A 14186-nucleotide genomic window follows, 5' to 3' on the forward strand; every position below is an offset into this window, starting at 1 on the left:
TCAGGCGGAAGCCCGTTCGTTCCAGGAATCGGAATGAATAATGTTGCCGTCTTTATGGGTCCAGATTATTTTCTCGTAGCGGAATTCCACCTGCTCCAGGTGGTTGTGTCTCTCCTTGGCCGGATCTTTGATGTCATGCATCAGCGGGGCCACCTTCACGACCTTGACGTTTTCCAGCCGGGTGTTGAAGTACTCTACTTCCTGTCCGGCATCGTCGATTTTGTACCATTTGATTTCCGCCGATTTGAGCGTCTGGCCGGAGGTGACGGCTTTATAAAGGTAGGGACTTGACGCATCCACTTCCTTGGTGAAAACCAGGGGGGTATGGATGCGGGTGCCGGTCAGCTTGCCGGTGTTATTATCCGTGGGGATATAGAGGCTATGTTCCAGAGCCGTCATTTCTATACTGCCTTCGCGACCCTGAACGTTTACAGACCCTTTGATGTCTGCGCCGCCGTCGTCTTTCAGCCAGAGATATGCGGGAATTGCCATGGGTTAACTCCTGTTATTGATGAATATCGCCTTCATTGGCGAAGAGGTGGTGCCTGAATCCCGGCCACGGGTTGACATGCCCCCGGCTCCGGTATCAGTCTGATGTCGACCCGGCGGTTGGCCGCACGCCCGGCCACGGTGTCATTACCGGCAATGGGCCGGGCGGAACCGTGGCCCTGTACCGCAAAACAGCCGGACGGAATATTGCCCATGGTGCGCAGCCAATCACGCACCGCTTCGGCGCGAGCCAATGACAAATCCTGATTGCGCCGGTGGCTGCCGGTGTCGTCGGTATGGCCGGCGACGACTATCAGCCATCCCGGCTGCGCCTTGATATCCATCAAGGCGGCCACCAGCACCTTGGTGGCCTCGGGTTTAAGACTGGCGCTACCGGCATTGAATAACGACAGGCTGTTAAGATTGAGGGTTTGCGGACCCGGCGCATGGGGTTGCGGTGCATCCGATACAAATAGGGGCGGCATGTAACCGTCAATGGCCGCCAGCAGCCCGGCGTAAAGACTGGTGCCGGAATACAAGCCCAATCCAAGGCGCAGCGGTGTTCCCTGCCGATGGTAAAGCTCCAGTTCCTTGGCATCGTTAACCAGTACCGTCAGGGCTGACGCCTTGGGGCCATGGGCCGACGGGGGAATGTTATGATAACGTTGCAAATCGGCGGCGACGCGGATCAACAGGCGCTGGTTGTTCCAGGCCACGATGCAAAGCGCGGCAAGACAATATCCGGTCAGCACCGCCATACCCCAAGCCATCGCCCGCCGGCAGGCGGTCGGCCCTTGTGGCCGAGGCAGCATCCATAGCAGGGGATCGGGGAAAGGTAACGATATTTCCCTTGCGGAAGAAAAAGACACGGGCCGCAACAGTGTCCGGGCCGCAAGATGGCGTTGCCAGACATTGCCGCTCAAGACGGGCATTGACGTAAAGCGCACCGCCAGATCCGATTGGACTCGAGGTGGGCAGCCATATTTGTCGGCGGGTTTTTCCGCCATCAGCGTATCGCGGTACCAGGCCAACAGGGCCTGTGCTTCTATAATCTGGGGCAAGTGATGGATAGGCTCCCCGCCGCTTTTTATGGACAATCCGTCCTCTGTTTCCTGCCCGGACGCTGCCAGCTCGCCGATTATGCCGAGGGCTCCCTCTGTCGGGCAGAAATACCAGGGGCCGTCTTTGCCGTTGAGGAACAGGCATATCATTGCCGGCGGCCTGTGGCCGATATTGCGGGACATCCCCGCCAATTCATGATGCCAGCCGCGCAAAATCGTCCGGAGGACGCCCTGATCTGTATGCGACTGCGGAGACAAAAAAAACATTGCGGCCAGTTGCCGCCTCCAAGCCGGACGCTGCGCCAGGAGGACAGGCGTCAATCTGGCCAGCTCTTTGGCCGCGCCAAGCCGCAGGTAGCAGCCGTGGGGGATTTCACGCACCAATGCCGGGCCAAATAGTCTATCCAGATCGTCGCTGTCGCCGCAGACCAGCACTATGGGCGTGGAGCATTCACCGGGCAATGCCGCCAGCAGATGTTGATATTCGGCGGAGACGGGAAATGCCTTCCGCCCGCAAATTATCCAGGCTCCCGCCACGGCCGACAGCGTTAGCGCCCCGCTGAAGAATCGCGCCGTCATTCCCCAAGGCAGGACACCCAGACATAACATCAGCGTTAAACCGCCAATAAGCAGCCATAATCCGCGTTTCATGCGCACCGTCATGATTGGCATTTTATTGAGATTCCGGCAGCAGTTCTGTCAGCAGCATGTGAAGATGATGGTGCAGCCCCCACCAAAGCCCGGCCACTGAAAAGATGGCGATACCGCCCCAAAACCATAAAGAGCGCCTGCCGAAAAATTGATAAAGACTGTCAGCGTCCGGGCTGAGCAATACCGATGCCGGCGTTGTTTCAAGGGCAGGGATTTTGGTCTCCAGAACGGCTATCAATTGATCTCGCGGCCCTTGCGGCTGGTTACGATAGCGGCCCTGAAACCCCAGCACCAGGATGCGGTGAAAACAGATCAAAACCGTTTCATCGGGCGCGGGCTGGTTCAGTACCGTCCTTATCCGCTCAAATAAACGCTCGCCGGCTTGAAGAGTATTGAAAAAGTGAGCCTGCAGCGGTTTTGCCAGCCATATCTGATGCCCATCGTCAGGGATGTCATTGCCGAAACCGCGGCCTAATACGGTTTCATCCAGCAAAGCGCATTGCGCATAGGTAATATGATCGATGCTCTCGTCGGAATAGTCCGCCAGGAGCAATTGCCGACGGACCTCTTCAACCTGTCCCTGGCACTGCTGATAGAGTTTTTCGCCCTGCTCGGCGGCCGCCCCGTTGCGCAGCTGGATCACCGTCAGGAAGGTTTCGCACAGCAGGTTATCGATGGAAAGCGTTGTTTTCATGCGCGCAGCACCGCAAAAAGTTCGAGTTGTATATCAGGCAACGAGCCCGGCACATAAAGATAACAACAGCCGGCGGCCAGCATGGCTTGAGCCGCGGAATGGCTCAGATCCATGGCAAAGTATTGATTTTCAAGACGCAAAGGTATCGCGGCAGGCACTTGGCTCAGGCAAACCAGGGGGACTCCGTCCAGAGCGGTGTTAACCAGCTCGTGCACATCGTCCGGCGCCCCGATTTTGCACAGCGCGGGAAACTGGCTTTGTAACCTATGGGCGGGCACACTGGAGCGTACCGAGAGATAAAAATCCGCTTCTTCGCGCAGGCGAACATCATTCAGTGGTGCCTTCCAATAGTTGGGGCCGATGCTCTCAAGCGCCAGCGTCAGTACCCGCGAGGGCAGACTGGCCTCCAGTAAGGTTCCGATAAGGCCGAACAGCGGTGGAAAAACCGTCTCCAAGCGTTCATGGTCATAAGGAGGGATCGCATCGATATCCTGGTCAAGGGAAAACGTCAGCAGCGCACCGGCCAGTTTTATCAGTTCGCGATACAGCAGTTCCGGATGAACCGCCGGGTCTCTGAGTAAATCAGCCAGCACCGGCTCGCTGGAATTGAGGGCATTAAGCAGCCAGAACAGCGAAACATCCGCCACGGCGAAATCCGCCATCCTCTGGTTGCTTTCCCGGCGCATCCCCATCAAGCGTCGGCGCTTGGCCTGTAGCTGGCCCATCAGCAGGCCTAACGCGCGGTACATCTCATCACCGGCGCCAAACGATAATAACGGCGGAATGAACTGTCGATCCAATTCCCAGTTGCCGCGCCCGTCACGTAACAGCCGCGCCACCGGGCAGGTCAGATATTCGCCGTTTTTGTCGAAATCAAAACGCAGCGAGAGTTCATAGCGTTCCACCGCGATGGATTCGCTTTCATTGCCTAATACATCCTGTACCTCCGCCCACTCCTGGCGGTAACGGACCGGATGCCCTTTTTCCTCCTCTTGCCGCCGGCAGTTACCGCCGTTGGCGTGTTCCAGCGGCAATGCCAGCAAAACCTCCACCCGGCGAACATCGGCGGGAAGAACCTGGGCAATATCGCATGGGGGAGGCAACGTATCGCAGCGATCGGTGTCGATCAAACTCCCATCGGCCATGCGAACATGGAGATACTCCGCTTTTAGCCGGTTCAGCCGCAGCGCGTCGGTATCGAACCGGGCGGCCAGTACGCCCCAGGGATATCGCACGCTCAGTCGGTCAAGGCAGCTCCGGTGAAAAGCTTCCCAACGCGCCTGCTGCTGAAATTGCTGAGGCGCCAGAAAAGCGCCTTCGATCCAAAGAGGCCGGTAAATTTTCATGGGGGTTGTTGTCCCTCTCAAACCTTGGCCCGCGGCATTTGAGATACCAGTGAAAGATTCACATCCATCCCTTCCACCTGGAAATGGGGCACCGCATAGAGTTTGACGCGAAAGAAACCCGGGTTGTCATCAATATCTTCAACCGTCACCTTTGCGTCGCGCAGAGGATGCGACGCCTGTAAATCGTCCCCCGGATCGGTCATTTCCGTCACCAGGCCGCGGATCCAGTTATTCAGCTCCAGCTCCAACAGGCGGCGATCTTTGGTGGTACCGATATTTTCACGCTGGATAAGCTTCAGGTAATGAGCGATACGCGACAACAGGAAGATATAGGGCAGGCGGGAATTGATGCGGCTGTTGGCCGTAGCGGTCTGACTGTCGTATAACGCCGGTTTCTGCACCGAATTGGCGGAGAAAAAACAGGCATAGTCTCGATTTTTATAATAAGACAACGGGATAAAGCCCAGGTTGGCGAACTCGAACTCCCTGGTTTCCGGGATCATGACTTCCGAGGGGATCTTGACCTGATTGCCCGTGCCGAGATCATAAAGGTGGATAGGCAGGTCGGTCACCGCCCCACCTGCCTGTGGCCCGCGGATTTGCACGCACCAGCCGTTTTTGATAAAGCTTTTCACCATGTTGGCGGCAAAGGCGAAAGATGCATTGGTCCACAGGTAGCGATCGTGATCCGGTCCTTTTACCTGCTCAATGTAGTTGAAGCTACGCACAGGAACGGTATCAGGGCCGTAGGGCAGCCGGCCCAGCACGCGCGGCAAGGTCAGACCGATATAGCGGGCATCGTCGCTGTCGCGGAAAGCCTTCCATTTCAGGTATTCGGCGCGGTCGAAATAATTGCCGATATCTTTAATGGCGGCTACGTCTTCCATGGTCTCTTTACCGAAAAAGGCCGGCCCGACGGAGCCGATAAACGGCATATGGGCGGCGGCGGCCACTTTGGATATGTTACGCAGCAAGGCGATATCCCGCGGACCGCGATCGAACTCGTAGTTTGAAATGGCGGCGGCAATGGGCTCCCCGCCCGGCGTATCATACTCGTGGGTGTAGGTGATGGCGTAGAGACCGCTTTGGGCGATTTCCGGCGCATCGTCAAAATCCTGCACAAGATGATCTTTACTGATATCCAGCAGCTCAATTCGCACGTTATGGCGAAAATCGGTCTGATCAATCAGGGACTTTACTCCGCGCCAGGTGGATTCGAGGCGCTGGAAATCCGGATGATGCATGACCTGGTCCAATTGCCGGCTGATTTGGTTATCCAGCGCGGCGATATGGCTGTCCAAAAGCGTTTTATCCAGCCGCTCCACCCTTTGTCGCGACTGTCCGAGCAAGTCCATAAACACCCGAACCGCCGCCGTTACCCTTTCATCGGTGGAGACATCAGAAAGGGCATCGCTGTTCTGAAACGACTCGATAGCTGTAACGGAGGTTACCGGGGTAAGATTGATTTTCTCAAACAGAGCCGCATAGACACTTTTCGCCCCCTCGGCAGCGTTGTTTTGTACCTCAGTGGTTGCGTGATCACGAACGTTGTTTTCCTGTAACGACATAAATGCAGTTCCTTCTTTTCCGTGACGGATCAATTGACTGGCGGGACCAGGGCGGCCAAATCCATACGCAGTTCTTGGCTTAATGCCTCATCCTTCAGGATGTATTCCAATTCCCGGCGAAAAGCGGCGTTATCCAGCAAATTGGATTTAAGATCCCTCAGCAGGTTGCGCATCGCCAATAGGGCTCGCAGCTGCGGAATCTGGCGCGCCACCTGTTCAGGTTCAAAATCTTTCATATGCCGGAACGAGAGGGCTACCGCCGTCTCGGCATTATCGTCAGCCAGCGCGTCGGGCACGGAAATCGTCAGGTTTGGCTGTAAATCAGCCAGTACGCTGTTGAAATTATTTTTATCAATGGGCAGTTTGCTACGTTCGGACAACGGACGCTGTTCGCGGCCATTGCTATAGTCCCCCATAACCAAGAGCTTTAAGGGCAGTTCAACGTTTTTTCTGGCTCCGCCGGTATGGAGATCCAATTTTATATTGATTCGCGCTTTTGGTACTTCGTGTTGAAAACTGTCAGCCATAAACCAGCCTTTTAAATTTATTGGAAAAGAAATTATCACACATTATTTACTTACCCGGGATGACCACAATTAAAGGAACCATACCGATATTTAAACTTAGAATAATTAAAATAAGACATATGACACCTCATTCATACATATCCATGTAAAACTATGATCGTGCCAGGTCGGAAATAATTTTTCCTTGGGGGAGGAGTACGCAGAGTATATAAAGCTCAGATGAAAAATATCAAGTGATAATAATCCCCCATAATAAACATGGAAACCTGTCTCATCTTGGATGAGAGCGAATAATTGCCGAATTCATATTAATCATCCGTCAGTTGGCGGGTTGATGCGTGAATGAGCATGCTTTTGATTGAGCTATTAATGAGATATCGGCCAGAACGGTTAAACACCTACAATTAATACCCTTGGGTTTCATCAACCAACGGCACTTTATTTTTTATCAATTACACGAAGAGATAATATTTAAAAAAAACATCAACAAATAGTAGATTCAAATAGCCAATCGTTGAGCATTTTCAGTTATGGGGTCAATAATTTCGTAAAACAACCTTCCGCTGCTATGGAAAATAGTACCGTCCATTTTCTGAAATATTATTCCTTTTGGGCAACAAGAATAGAAAGCCTACCATCACTGCCGGCAGAACTTCCGCTCAGAGTATTACTCAGACATTGAGGCAGAAGGCAGCAAAGGAATACGAACTGAAAATCCGGTTTTGTAATCAAAAATGAAGTACGGCACAAGGGGCAATGAATATCCGCGATACCGGGTCGCCTTTGAGTTATTAGGGCATAAAAAATACGGAACGGGTTGTTTTACCGGCAGTACAAGCACAAAGCCCCGATCAATTGATCGGGGCTTTGTCAACCGGAAGCCTTCGTCCCATTGGGCGCAGGCTAATCCAGCGGGGATACTATTTCTTGGCGCCCGGAATACTGAAACGCTTGTTGAAGCGATCAACACGTCCGCCGGTATCAACAACACGTTGTTTACCGGTATAGAACGGATGGCATGCGCCGCAAACGTCCAGGGTCAGGTCGTGGCCCAGCGTGGAATGGGTCTTGATAACATTACCGCAAGAACAGGTTGCAGTAATTGCTACATATTTCGGATGGATATCTTTTTTCATGGAAAACCTCTTCATAAGGCCGCGTCGCTATCCGGTCTGCTTGCGCCGGACACCACGCGAAGGGAGTGTCGTTTCTCTGATATCGGATTATACCAAAGGCCGCGAATCATACAGAATGTCGCGGCCCTTTGCAAACACATCCGTGCATTGGAGTCGACACAGTGTACACTATCAGCGCTATTTTTTCTCCCGGGACTATCCGATGCCTGTTGTTCACGTTGCGTTACCGGTGCCATTGGCACGCACGTTTGATTACCTCTATCCCGACCATGCGCGTCCGGTTATCGGCGGGCGCGTTCGTGTACCCTTTGGACAGCGCAACGCCATCGGCATAGTCACGGGGTTAAGCGAAGGCAGTACACTGCCGCCGGACAAACTCAAGACCATTAACGAAGTGCTTGACGAGCGTTCGCTGTTTCCCGACAGTCTCTGGCGGATTCTCAATTGGGCTATCGGTTATTACCACTACCCTGCGGGAGAGGTCTTGTTCCATGCACTGCCGATTTTACTGCGCCAGGGCAAAGCCGCCGAAATGACGCCGTTATGGCAATGGTTCGCCACCGAGCAGGGGCGGGTCACTGCCCTGGATACCCTGAAGCGGGCGCCAAAGCAGCAGCAGGCGCTGGCGGCCCTATTGTCCGGTCCGCTCTATCGCCATGAGGTGGCGGAACACGCGCTGGCGGAGGGCGCGTTGCAGGCCTTGCGTGCCAAGGGATTAAGCGATCTGCGGGCCGCACGGGCGGACGGCGCCGACTGGCGCCGGGATTTTCGCGTGGAAGGTGAACGGCTGAGGCTGAATACCGAGCAGGCCACCGCGGTAGGGGCTATTCATGGCGATGACCAGCAGTTTGCCGTCTGGTTATTGGCGGGCGTGACCGGTTCGGGTAAAACCGAGGTTTACCTGACCGTACTGGAAAATATCCTGTCGAAAGGCAAACAGGCGCTGATCCTGGTGCCCGAAATCGGTTTGACGCCGCAAACCATCAGCCGCTTTCGCGAACGTTTCCATGCGCCGGTGGACGTGTTGCATTCCGGTTTGAATGACAGCGAGCGCCTCGCGGTCTGGCTCAAGGCCCGCAGCGGCGAAACGGCGATCGTTATCGGTACCCGTTCGGCGTTGTTTACCCCTTTTGCCCGGCTCGGTATCATCGTTATCGACGAAGAGCACGACAGTTCCTATAAACAGCATGAAGGCTGGCGCTACCATGCACGGGATTTGGCGGTATTTCGCGCCCGTGAGGAAAATATTCCCATCATTCTCGGTTCGGCCACGCCGGCCCTGGAATCCCTCTATAACGCCCAGCAAAAGAAATATCGCTATCTTACCCTTGGCAAACGCGCCGGCATTGCCAGGCCGGCCCACGAACAGCTCCAGGATTTGAAAGGCCTGGCGCTGACCAACGGCATGTCGCAACCGCTGTTGCATAAAATGCGGACCCATCTGGATGCCGGCAACCAGGTGATGTTATTTCTCAACCGGCGGGGATTCGCGCCGGCGTTGTTATGCCATGAATGCGGCTGGATTGCAGAATGTCCCCGCTGCGATCACTTTTATACGCTCCACCAGCAGCAGCGGCAGATGCGTTGCCATCATTGCGACAGCCAGCGGCCGATCCCAGACCAATGTCCCCAGTGCGGCTCAACCCAGCTGATACCCGTCGGCCTGGGCACCGAACAGCTTGAGGAGACGCTGGCTTCGCTCTTTCCCTCCACCCCCATTACCCGCATCGATCGCGATACCACCGCCCGCAAAGGCGCTCTGGAATTTCATCTTGCCCAGGTGCATCAGGGAGGAGCCCGAATTCTGATCGGCACGCAGATGCTGGCGAAAGGGCATCATTTTCGCGATGTCACCCTGGTTTCGCTGCTGGATGTGGACGGTGCGCTTTTTTCGGCGGACTTCCGCTCCGCGGAACGCTTCGCCCAGCTGTATACCCAGGTTGCCGGCCGGGCCGGACGGGCGGGTAAACAAGGTGAGGTTTTCCTGCAAACACACCATCCTGATCATCCGCTGTTGCAAGTCCTGCTGCATGACGGCTATATGGCTTTTGCGCAGCAAGCGCTGGCCGAACGGCAGGCCGTATCGTTACCGCCTTTTACCAGCCATATCCTGTTCCGGGCCGAAGATCTCGATAACCGGCAGGCCGCTCAGTTTCTAGAACGCCTGCGCCAGCTCCTTGATGCCAGTCCGTTGCGGGACGATGCGCTGTGGTTGATGGGGCCGATACCGGCGCTCCAGCCCAAACGCGGCGGGCGGTTTCGCTGGCAGCTACTGCTTCAGCACCCTTCCCGTGGACAGTTGCAACGATTGGTGGCCGCCAGCCTGCCCTTGGTAGACACGCTGACCCAGGCGCGAAAAGTCAAATGGTCGTTGGATGTGGATCCCATCGACATTTAACAGCGGTTTTTCATGCCGGATTTTTGTGATTGCCATTCGAATAATATTGAAAGATCCGACACCATCGGCCTTTTAAATACCCCAAGTCCCTCACAATCTGATAGAAAGGACAATATTCATTATTACGTGTTCTTTTAACAGCAACCCGTAACCGGGACGGTGCAACAATGCCCCGGCGACTGTAAATGGGATAGTAGGTTAATTCGTCAGCGTTAACCTGACGCCAGGAGATGAATGTGGAACTTAAAAGGCCTACCGTCGTGGCGACCATGAAGGATGTGGCGGAGAAGGCAGGGGTATCTACAGCCACTGTTTCCAGGGCATTGATGAATCCTGAAAAGGTTTCCGCCCAGACCCGGAAAAGAGTCCAGATTGCAGTACAATCTGTCGGTTACGATCCGCAACCCCTGGCCCGTCAGGTAAGGCGCAACGAAACCCGCAATTTATTGGTTATGGTGCCTGATATTTGCGACCCTTTTTTTTCCGAAATGTTGCGGGGAATTGAAGAAACCGCCGATGAGCAAGGGTATCTGGTCCTGATAGCCGATTGCGCGCACCAACATCCGGATAAAAAAAGCTTTAGCGATTTGATCATCGCCCGGCAAATCGATGGTATGTTGCTGCTGGGTTCCGTTCTGCCGTTCGCCATTGATAAAACTCAGCAGCAGAATTTACCGCCGATGGTCATGGCAAATGAATTTGTCCCCGAGCTTGAGTTGGCCACCGTACATATCGATAATCTTACCGCGGCCTATGAAGCGGCGGATTATCTGTTTAAACTCGGCCACCGGCGGATCGGCTGTATCAGCGGGCCGGCGGACCTGACATTGTGCCAATATCGGGTGCAGGGATTTATCCAGGCGCTGCGCCGCCACGGCATTCCGGCGGGCGAACATATGGTTTACCGGGGCGATATCAGTTTTCAGACCGGCGCGGCGGGGCTTAATGCATTAATATCGCAAACCAATCCGCCAACTGCTATCTTTTGTCACAGTGATATCATTGCGTTCGGCGCTTTGTCGCAGGCAAGGAAAATCGGCTTGAGCGTACCGAATGATTTGTCTCTGATAGGATTTGATGATATTACGCTGGCAAACTATTGCGATCCGCCGTTGACCACCGTGGCGCAGCCGAGTTTTCAGATCGGGCGGGAAGCGACGCTGTTGCTTTTGCAGCAGGTCAGGCAGCATCAGATGACGAATACCTCTTTGCTGCTGGACAGTAAATTGATCGTCCGGGGCAGCACCGCGGCGCCCCGTATAAAAACATGACGGGCTTTAGGAATACAGGCGCTAGTCAAATAATATTGCCTTCAGTAACATGACGGGCTGGTTACTTTCTTAAACTTAGCGAAATAATAGTGGCACAAAGAGACTATGTAAGCCGTGGAAGGACCAATACGCGGCGCAGAAAACCAAACAGTCGAAAAAAGCGCACGTCTTCCGGCATTTCAAAAACCATGATCGCTCTGGCGGTTGCCGTATTGATAACGTTTATCGGCGGTCTCTATTTTATTGCACACAATAAAACGGAAGAGGCGGTAATTTTACCAAGCCACGGCAATCACACCAATAACGGACTGCCGCCGAAACCCGAGGAGCGCTGGCGTTATATCAAAGAGCTTGAAAACCGGCAGATTGGCGTACAGTCCCCTACCGAACCTACCGCCGGCGGAGAAGTGCAATCGCCGGCGCAATTGACCGATGAACAGCGTCAGTTGCTTGAGCAAATGCAGGCGGATATGCGCCAGCAGCCCACTCATCTAAACGAAGTGCCTTATAACGATCAAACGAGGAACGCCGCGGCCAACACCGGCCGGTCCCCGGCGAACCCGTTCACGGCGCAGCCATTGCCGCGCCAGGCGCCTTCCGTCACGCAGACCACGCCCCGCCAGGCGGCGCCCGTTACGGCACAGCCCCGTCAGACGCCTTCCACGACCCTGGTCGCTCCACGCGAGGTTGCGCCCGCCGCCTCGCAGCCGCGCAAGACGCAGTCCGTCGCCGAGCAACCGCGCCAGGCGCCGATTACCGCCATCACCCAGCCTCGTCAGGCCGAGCCGTCGGCGCAGGCTTCACCAGCGCCGAAAGCCGAAGCCAAAACCGACAGCGCGGCGAAGGAAAAGTCCCAGCGCTGGGTAATACAGTGCGGATCCTATAAGGTCATGGATCAGGCCGAATCCGTCCGCGCCCAACTGGCGTTCGGCGGCGTTGAAAGCCGTATCACCACCAGCGGCGGCTGGAACCGCGTGATGTTGGGCCCCTATCCCAACCGCGCCAGCGCCGATAAATCGTTACAAAATCTCCGCGGCTCAGGGGTACCAAATTGTATCCCTATTGCCAGCGGGGGTTGAAAAAAGCCAATCCCGCCCCATTTATAATTTCAAATGCCCCGGATGAATGCCGGGGCTTCATTCTATCTCTACCGGAGAGTTGCTCGTGACAACAATCGTAAGCGTACGCCGCAACGGCCATGTGGTAATTGGTGGCGATGGCCAGGCCACTCTGGGAAATACTGTAATGAAGGGCAATGTAATCAAAGTCCGGCGCTTGCATAATGAACAGGTGCTCGCGGGCTTTGCCGGCGGCACTGCCGATGCCTTCACACTATTTGAATTATTTGAGCGTAAATTGGATCAGCATCAAGGCCATCTTTTGAAGGCCGCCGTGGAGCTGGCCAAGGATTGGCGTACCGATCGGATGCTGCGCAAGCTGGAAGCGCTGCTGGCGGTAGCGGATAAAAAGAATTCCCTTATCATCACCGGCAATGGCGATGTGATTCAGCCGGAAAACGACCTGATTGCCATCGGTTCCGGCGGGCCTTATGCTCAGGCAGCCGCGCGGGCATTGCTTGAAAATACTGAATTGGGCGCACGAGATATCGTCGAGAAAGCGTTGAGTATCGCCGGGGATATCTGTATTTATACCAATCAGTTCCATACTATTGAAGAATTAACGTACGAAGCGCAAGGATCCGAAATATGTCCGAAATGACCCCACGCGAAATCGTCAGCGAACTCGACGGCTATATCATAGGCCAGCATAATGCGAAACGGGCAGTGGCCATCGCATTACGCAATCGCTGGCGCCGCATGCAACTGGACGAAGCATTGCGCCACGAAGTCACGCCGAAAAATATTTTAATGATCGGCCCCACCGGCGTCGGCAAAACGGAAATTGCCCGCCGCCTCGCAAAACTGGCCAATGCGCCTTTTATCAAGGTTGAAGCGACCAAATTCACCGAAGTAGGCTACGTCGGCAAGGAAGTGGATTCCATTATCCGCGATCTCACCGATGCCGCCGTCAAGATGGTGCGTTTGCAATCCATGGATAAGAATCGCCACCGCGCCGAAGAACTGGCGGAAGAGCGGGTGCTTGACGTCCTGATCCCGCCGGCTAAAAACAACTGGGGCCAGCCGGAAGAAACGGCTGAACCTTCGGCTGCCCGGCAGAATTTCCGCAAAAAACTGCGTGAAGGGGAACTGGACGACAAAGAAATAGAAATCAATCTGGCTGCCGCGCCAATGGGTGTCGAAATCATGGCTCCTCCGGGCATGGAAGAGATGACCAATCAGCTGCAATCGATGTTTAAAAATCTGGCCGGACAGAAACAAAAACCGCGCAAGATTAAAATCAAGGAAGCGTTAAAGCTTCTGGTGGAAGAAGAAGCGGCCAAACTGGTAAATCCGGAAGAGCTGAAAGAGACGGCCATTGAAGCCGTCGAGCAGCACGGGATCGTGTTCATCGATGAGATTGATAAAATCTGTAAACGCGGCGAAACCTCCGGCCCGGACGTTTCACGGGAAGGGGTGCAGCGGGATTTGCTGCCGCTGGTGGAAGGCTGCACCGTTTCCACCAAGCACGGCATGGTGAAAACCGATCATATTCTGTTTATCGCCTCCGGCGCGTTCCAGGTCTCCAAACCGTCCGATCTGATTCCGGAATTACAGGGCCGCTTGCCCATCCGGGTTGAGCTGGAAGCCCTGACCACCAATGATTTCGAACGCATCCTGACCGAGCCCAGCGCGTCGCTGACTATTCAGTACAAAGCGCTGATGGCTACCGAAGGGGTGGATATCGAATTCACCAGCGACGGCATCCGCCGCATCGCGGAAGCGGCTTGGCAGGTCAATGAGCGTACCGAAAATATCGGTGCCCGCCGGTTGCATACCGTCCTTGAACGGCTTATGGAAGATATTTCATATGATGCCAGTGAATGGGATGGTAAAACTATTACAATTGATGCAGATTATGTTCGTAGCCATTTGGATGAGCTAATATCTGATGAAGATTTAAGCCGGTTTATCCTCTAAACGCTAA

The 14186-nt window shown here is 54.7% G+C and carries 12 protein-coding genes; 5 read left to right on the top strand and 7 right to left on the bottom strand.

The window, feature by feature from the left end:
- From ACL2XO_RS27190 to rpmE, 7 genes are all read right to left on the bottom strand, one after another.
- The gene (locus ACL2XO_RS27190) at positions 1-492 is read right to left on the bottom strand and encodes an Hcp family type VI secretion system effector (RefSeq protein ID WP_132924354.1); all 492 of its coding nucleotides are present in this window, start codon (positions 490-492) and stop codon (positions 1-3) included.
- A 32-nt stretch (positions 493-524) separates the two neighbouring features.
- Positions 525-2222, bottom strand: coding sequence for an OmpA family protein (locus ACL2XO_RS27195; protein ID WP_413741961.1), 1698 nt, complete (start codon positions 2220-2222; stop codon positions 525-527).
- Between the two features lies 1 nt (position 2223).
- Positions 2224-2895: a type VI secretion system protein TssL, short form gene (tssL, locus tag ACL2XO_RS27200; protein ID WP_413741962.1), complete on the bottom strand. Its 672-nt coding sequence runs from the start codon at positions 2893-2895 to the stop codon at positions 2224-2226.
- The gene (gene tssK / locus ACL2XO_RS27205; RefSeq protein WP_413741963.1) at positions 2892-4241 is read right to left on the bottom strand and encodes a type VI secretion system baseplate subunit TssK; all 1350 of its coding nucleotides are present in this window, start codon (positions 4239-4241) and stop codon (positions 2892-2894) included. Before tssK ends, tssL begins: the two co-directional genes overlap by 4 nt.
- 17 nt (positions 4242-4258) lie before the next feature.
- Entirely contained in the window at positions 4259-5809 is a 1551-nt protein-coding gene (gene tssC / locus ACL2XO_RS27210; protein ID WP_203524096.1) for a type VI secretion system contractile sheath large subunit, read from the bottom strand.
- Positions 5810-5838: 29 nt separating this feature from the next.
- Positions 5839-6336: a type VI secretion system contractile sheath small subunit gene (gene tssB, locus ACL2XO_RS27215; protein WP_413726059.1), complete on the bottom strand. Its 498-nt coding sequence runs from the start codon at positions 6334-6336 to the stop codon at positions 5839-5841.
- Positions 6337-7256: 920 nt separating this feature from the next.
- On the bottom strand, positions 7257-7472 hold the full coding sequence (gene rpmE / locus ACL2XO_RS27220) for a 50S ribosomal protein L31 (RefSeq protein ID WP_132924342.1): 216 nt from the start codon (positions 7470-7472) through the stop codon (positions 7257-7259).
- A 202-nt stretch (positions 7473-7674) separates the two neighbouring features.
- On the opposite strand from rpmE, the gene priA reads away from it, so the two are divergent.
- The 5 genes from priA to hslU all read left to right on the top strand — a co-directional run bounded on the left by priA (position 7675) and on the right by hslU (position 14179).
- Entirely contained in the window at positions 7675-9870 is a 2196-nt protein-coding gene (priA, locus tag ACL2XO_RS27225) for a primosomal protein N' (RefSeq protein WP_132924340.1), read from the top strand.
- Between the two features lie 236 nt (positions 9871-10106).
- Complete coding sequence (cytR, locus tag ACL2XO_RS27230) at positions 10107-11141, top strand: DNA-binding transcriptional regulator CytR (protein WP_413741964.1); 1035 nt, start codon at positions 10107-10109, stop codon at positions 11139-11141.
- Between the two features lie 89 nt (positions 11142-11230).
- On the top strand, positions 11231-12220 hold the full coding sequence (gene ftsN / locus ACL2XO_RS27235; protein WP_132924337.1) for a cell division protein FtsN: 990 nt from the start codon (positions 11231-11233) through the stop codon (positions 12218-12220).
- An 85-nt stretch (positions 12221-12305) separates the two neighbouring features.
- Entirely contained in the window at positions 12306-12860 is a 555-nt protein-coding gene (hslV, locus tag ACL2XO_RS27240; protein ID WP_132924335.1) for an ATP-dependent protease subunit HslV, read from the top strand.
- Positions 12848-14179: an HslU--HslV peptidase ATPase subunit gene (hslU, locus tag ACL2XO_RS27245; protein ID WP_132924333.1), complete on the top strand. Its 1332-nt coding sequence runs from the start codon at positions 12848-12850 to the stop codon at positions 14177-14179. Before hslV ends, hslU begins: the two co-directional genes overlap by 13 nt.
- The last annotated feature ends 7 nt before the right edge of the window (positions 14180-14186 follow it).

Source organism: Sodalis sp. RH15, assembly GCF_047324255.1.
In the GTDB taxonomy this organism is placed as follows: domain Bacteria; phylum Pseudomonadota; class Gammaproteobacteria; order Enterobacterales; family Enterobacteriaceae; genus Acerihabitans; species Acerihabitans ligni.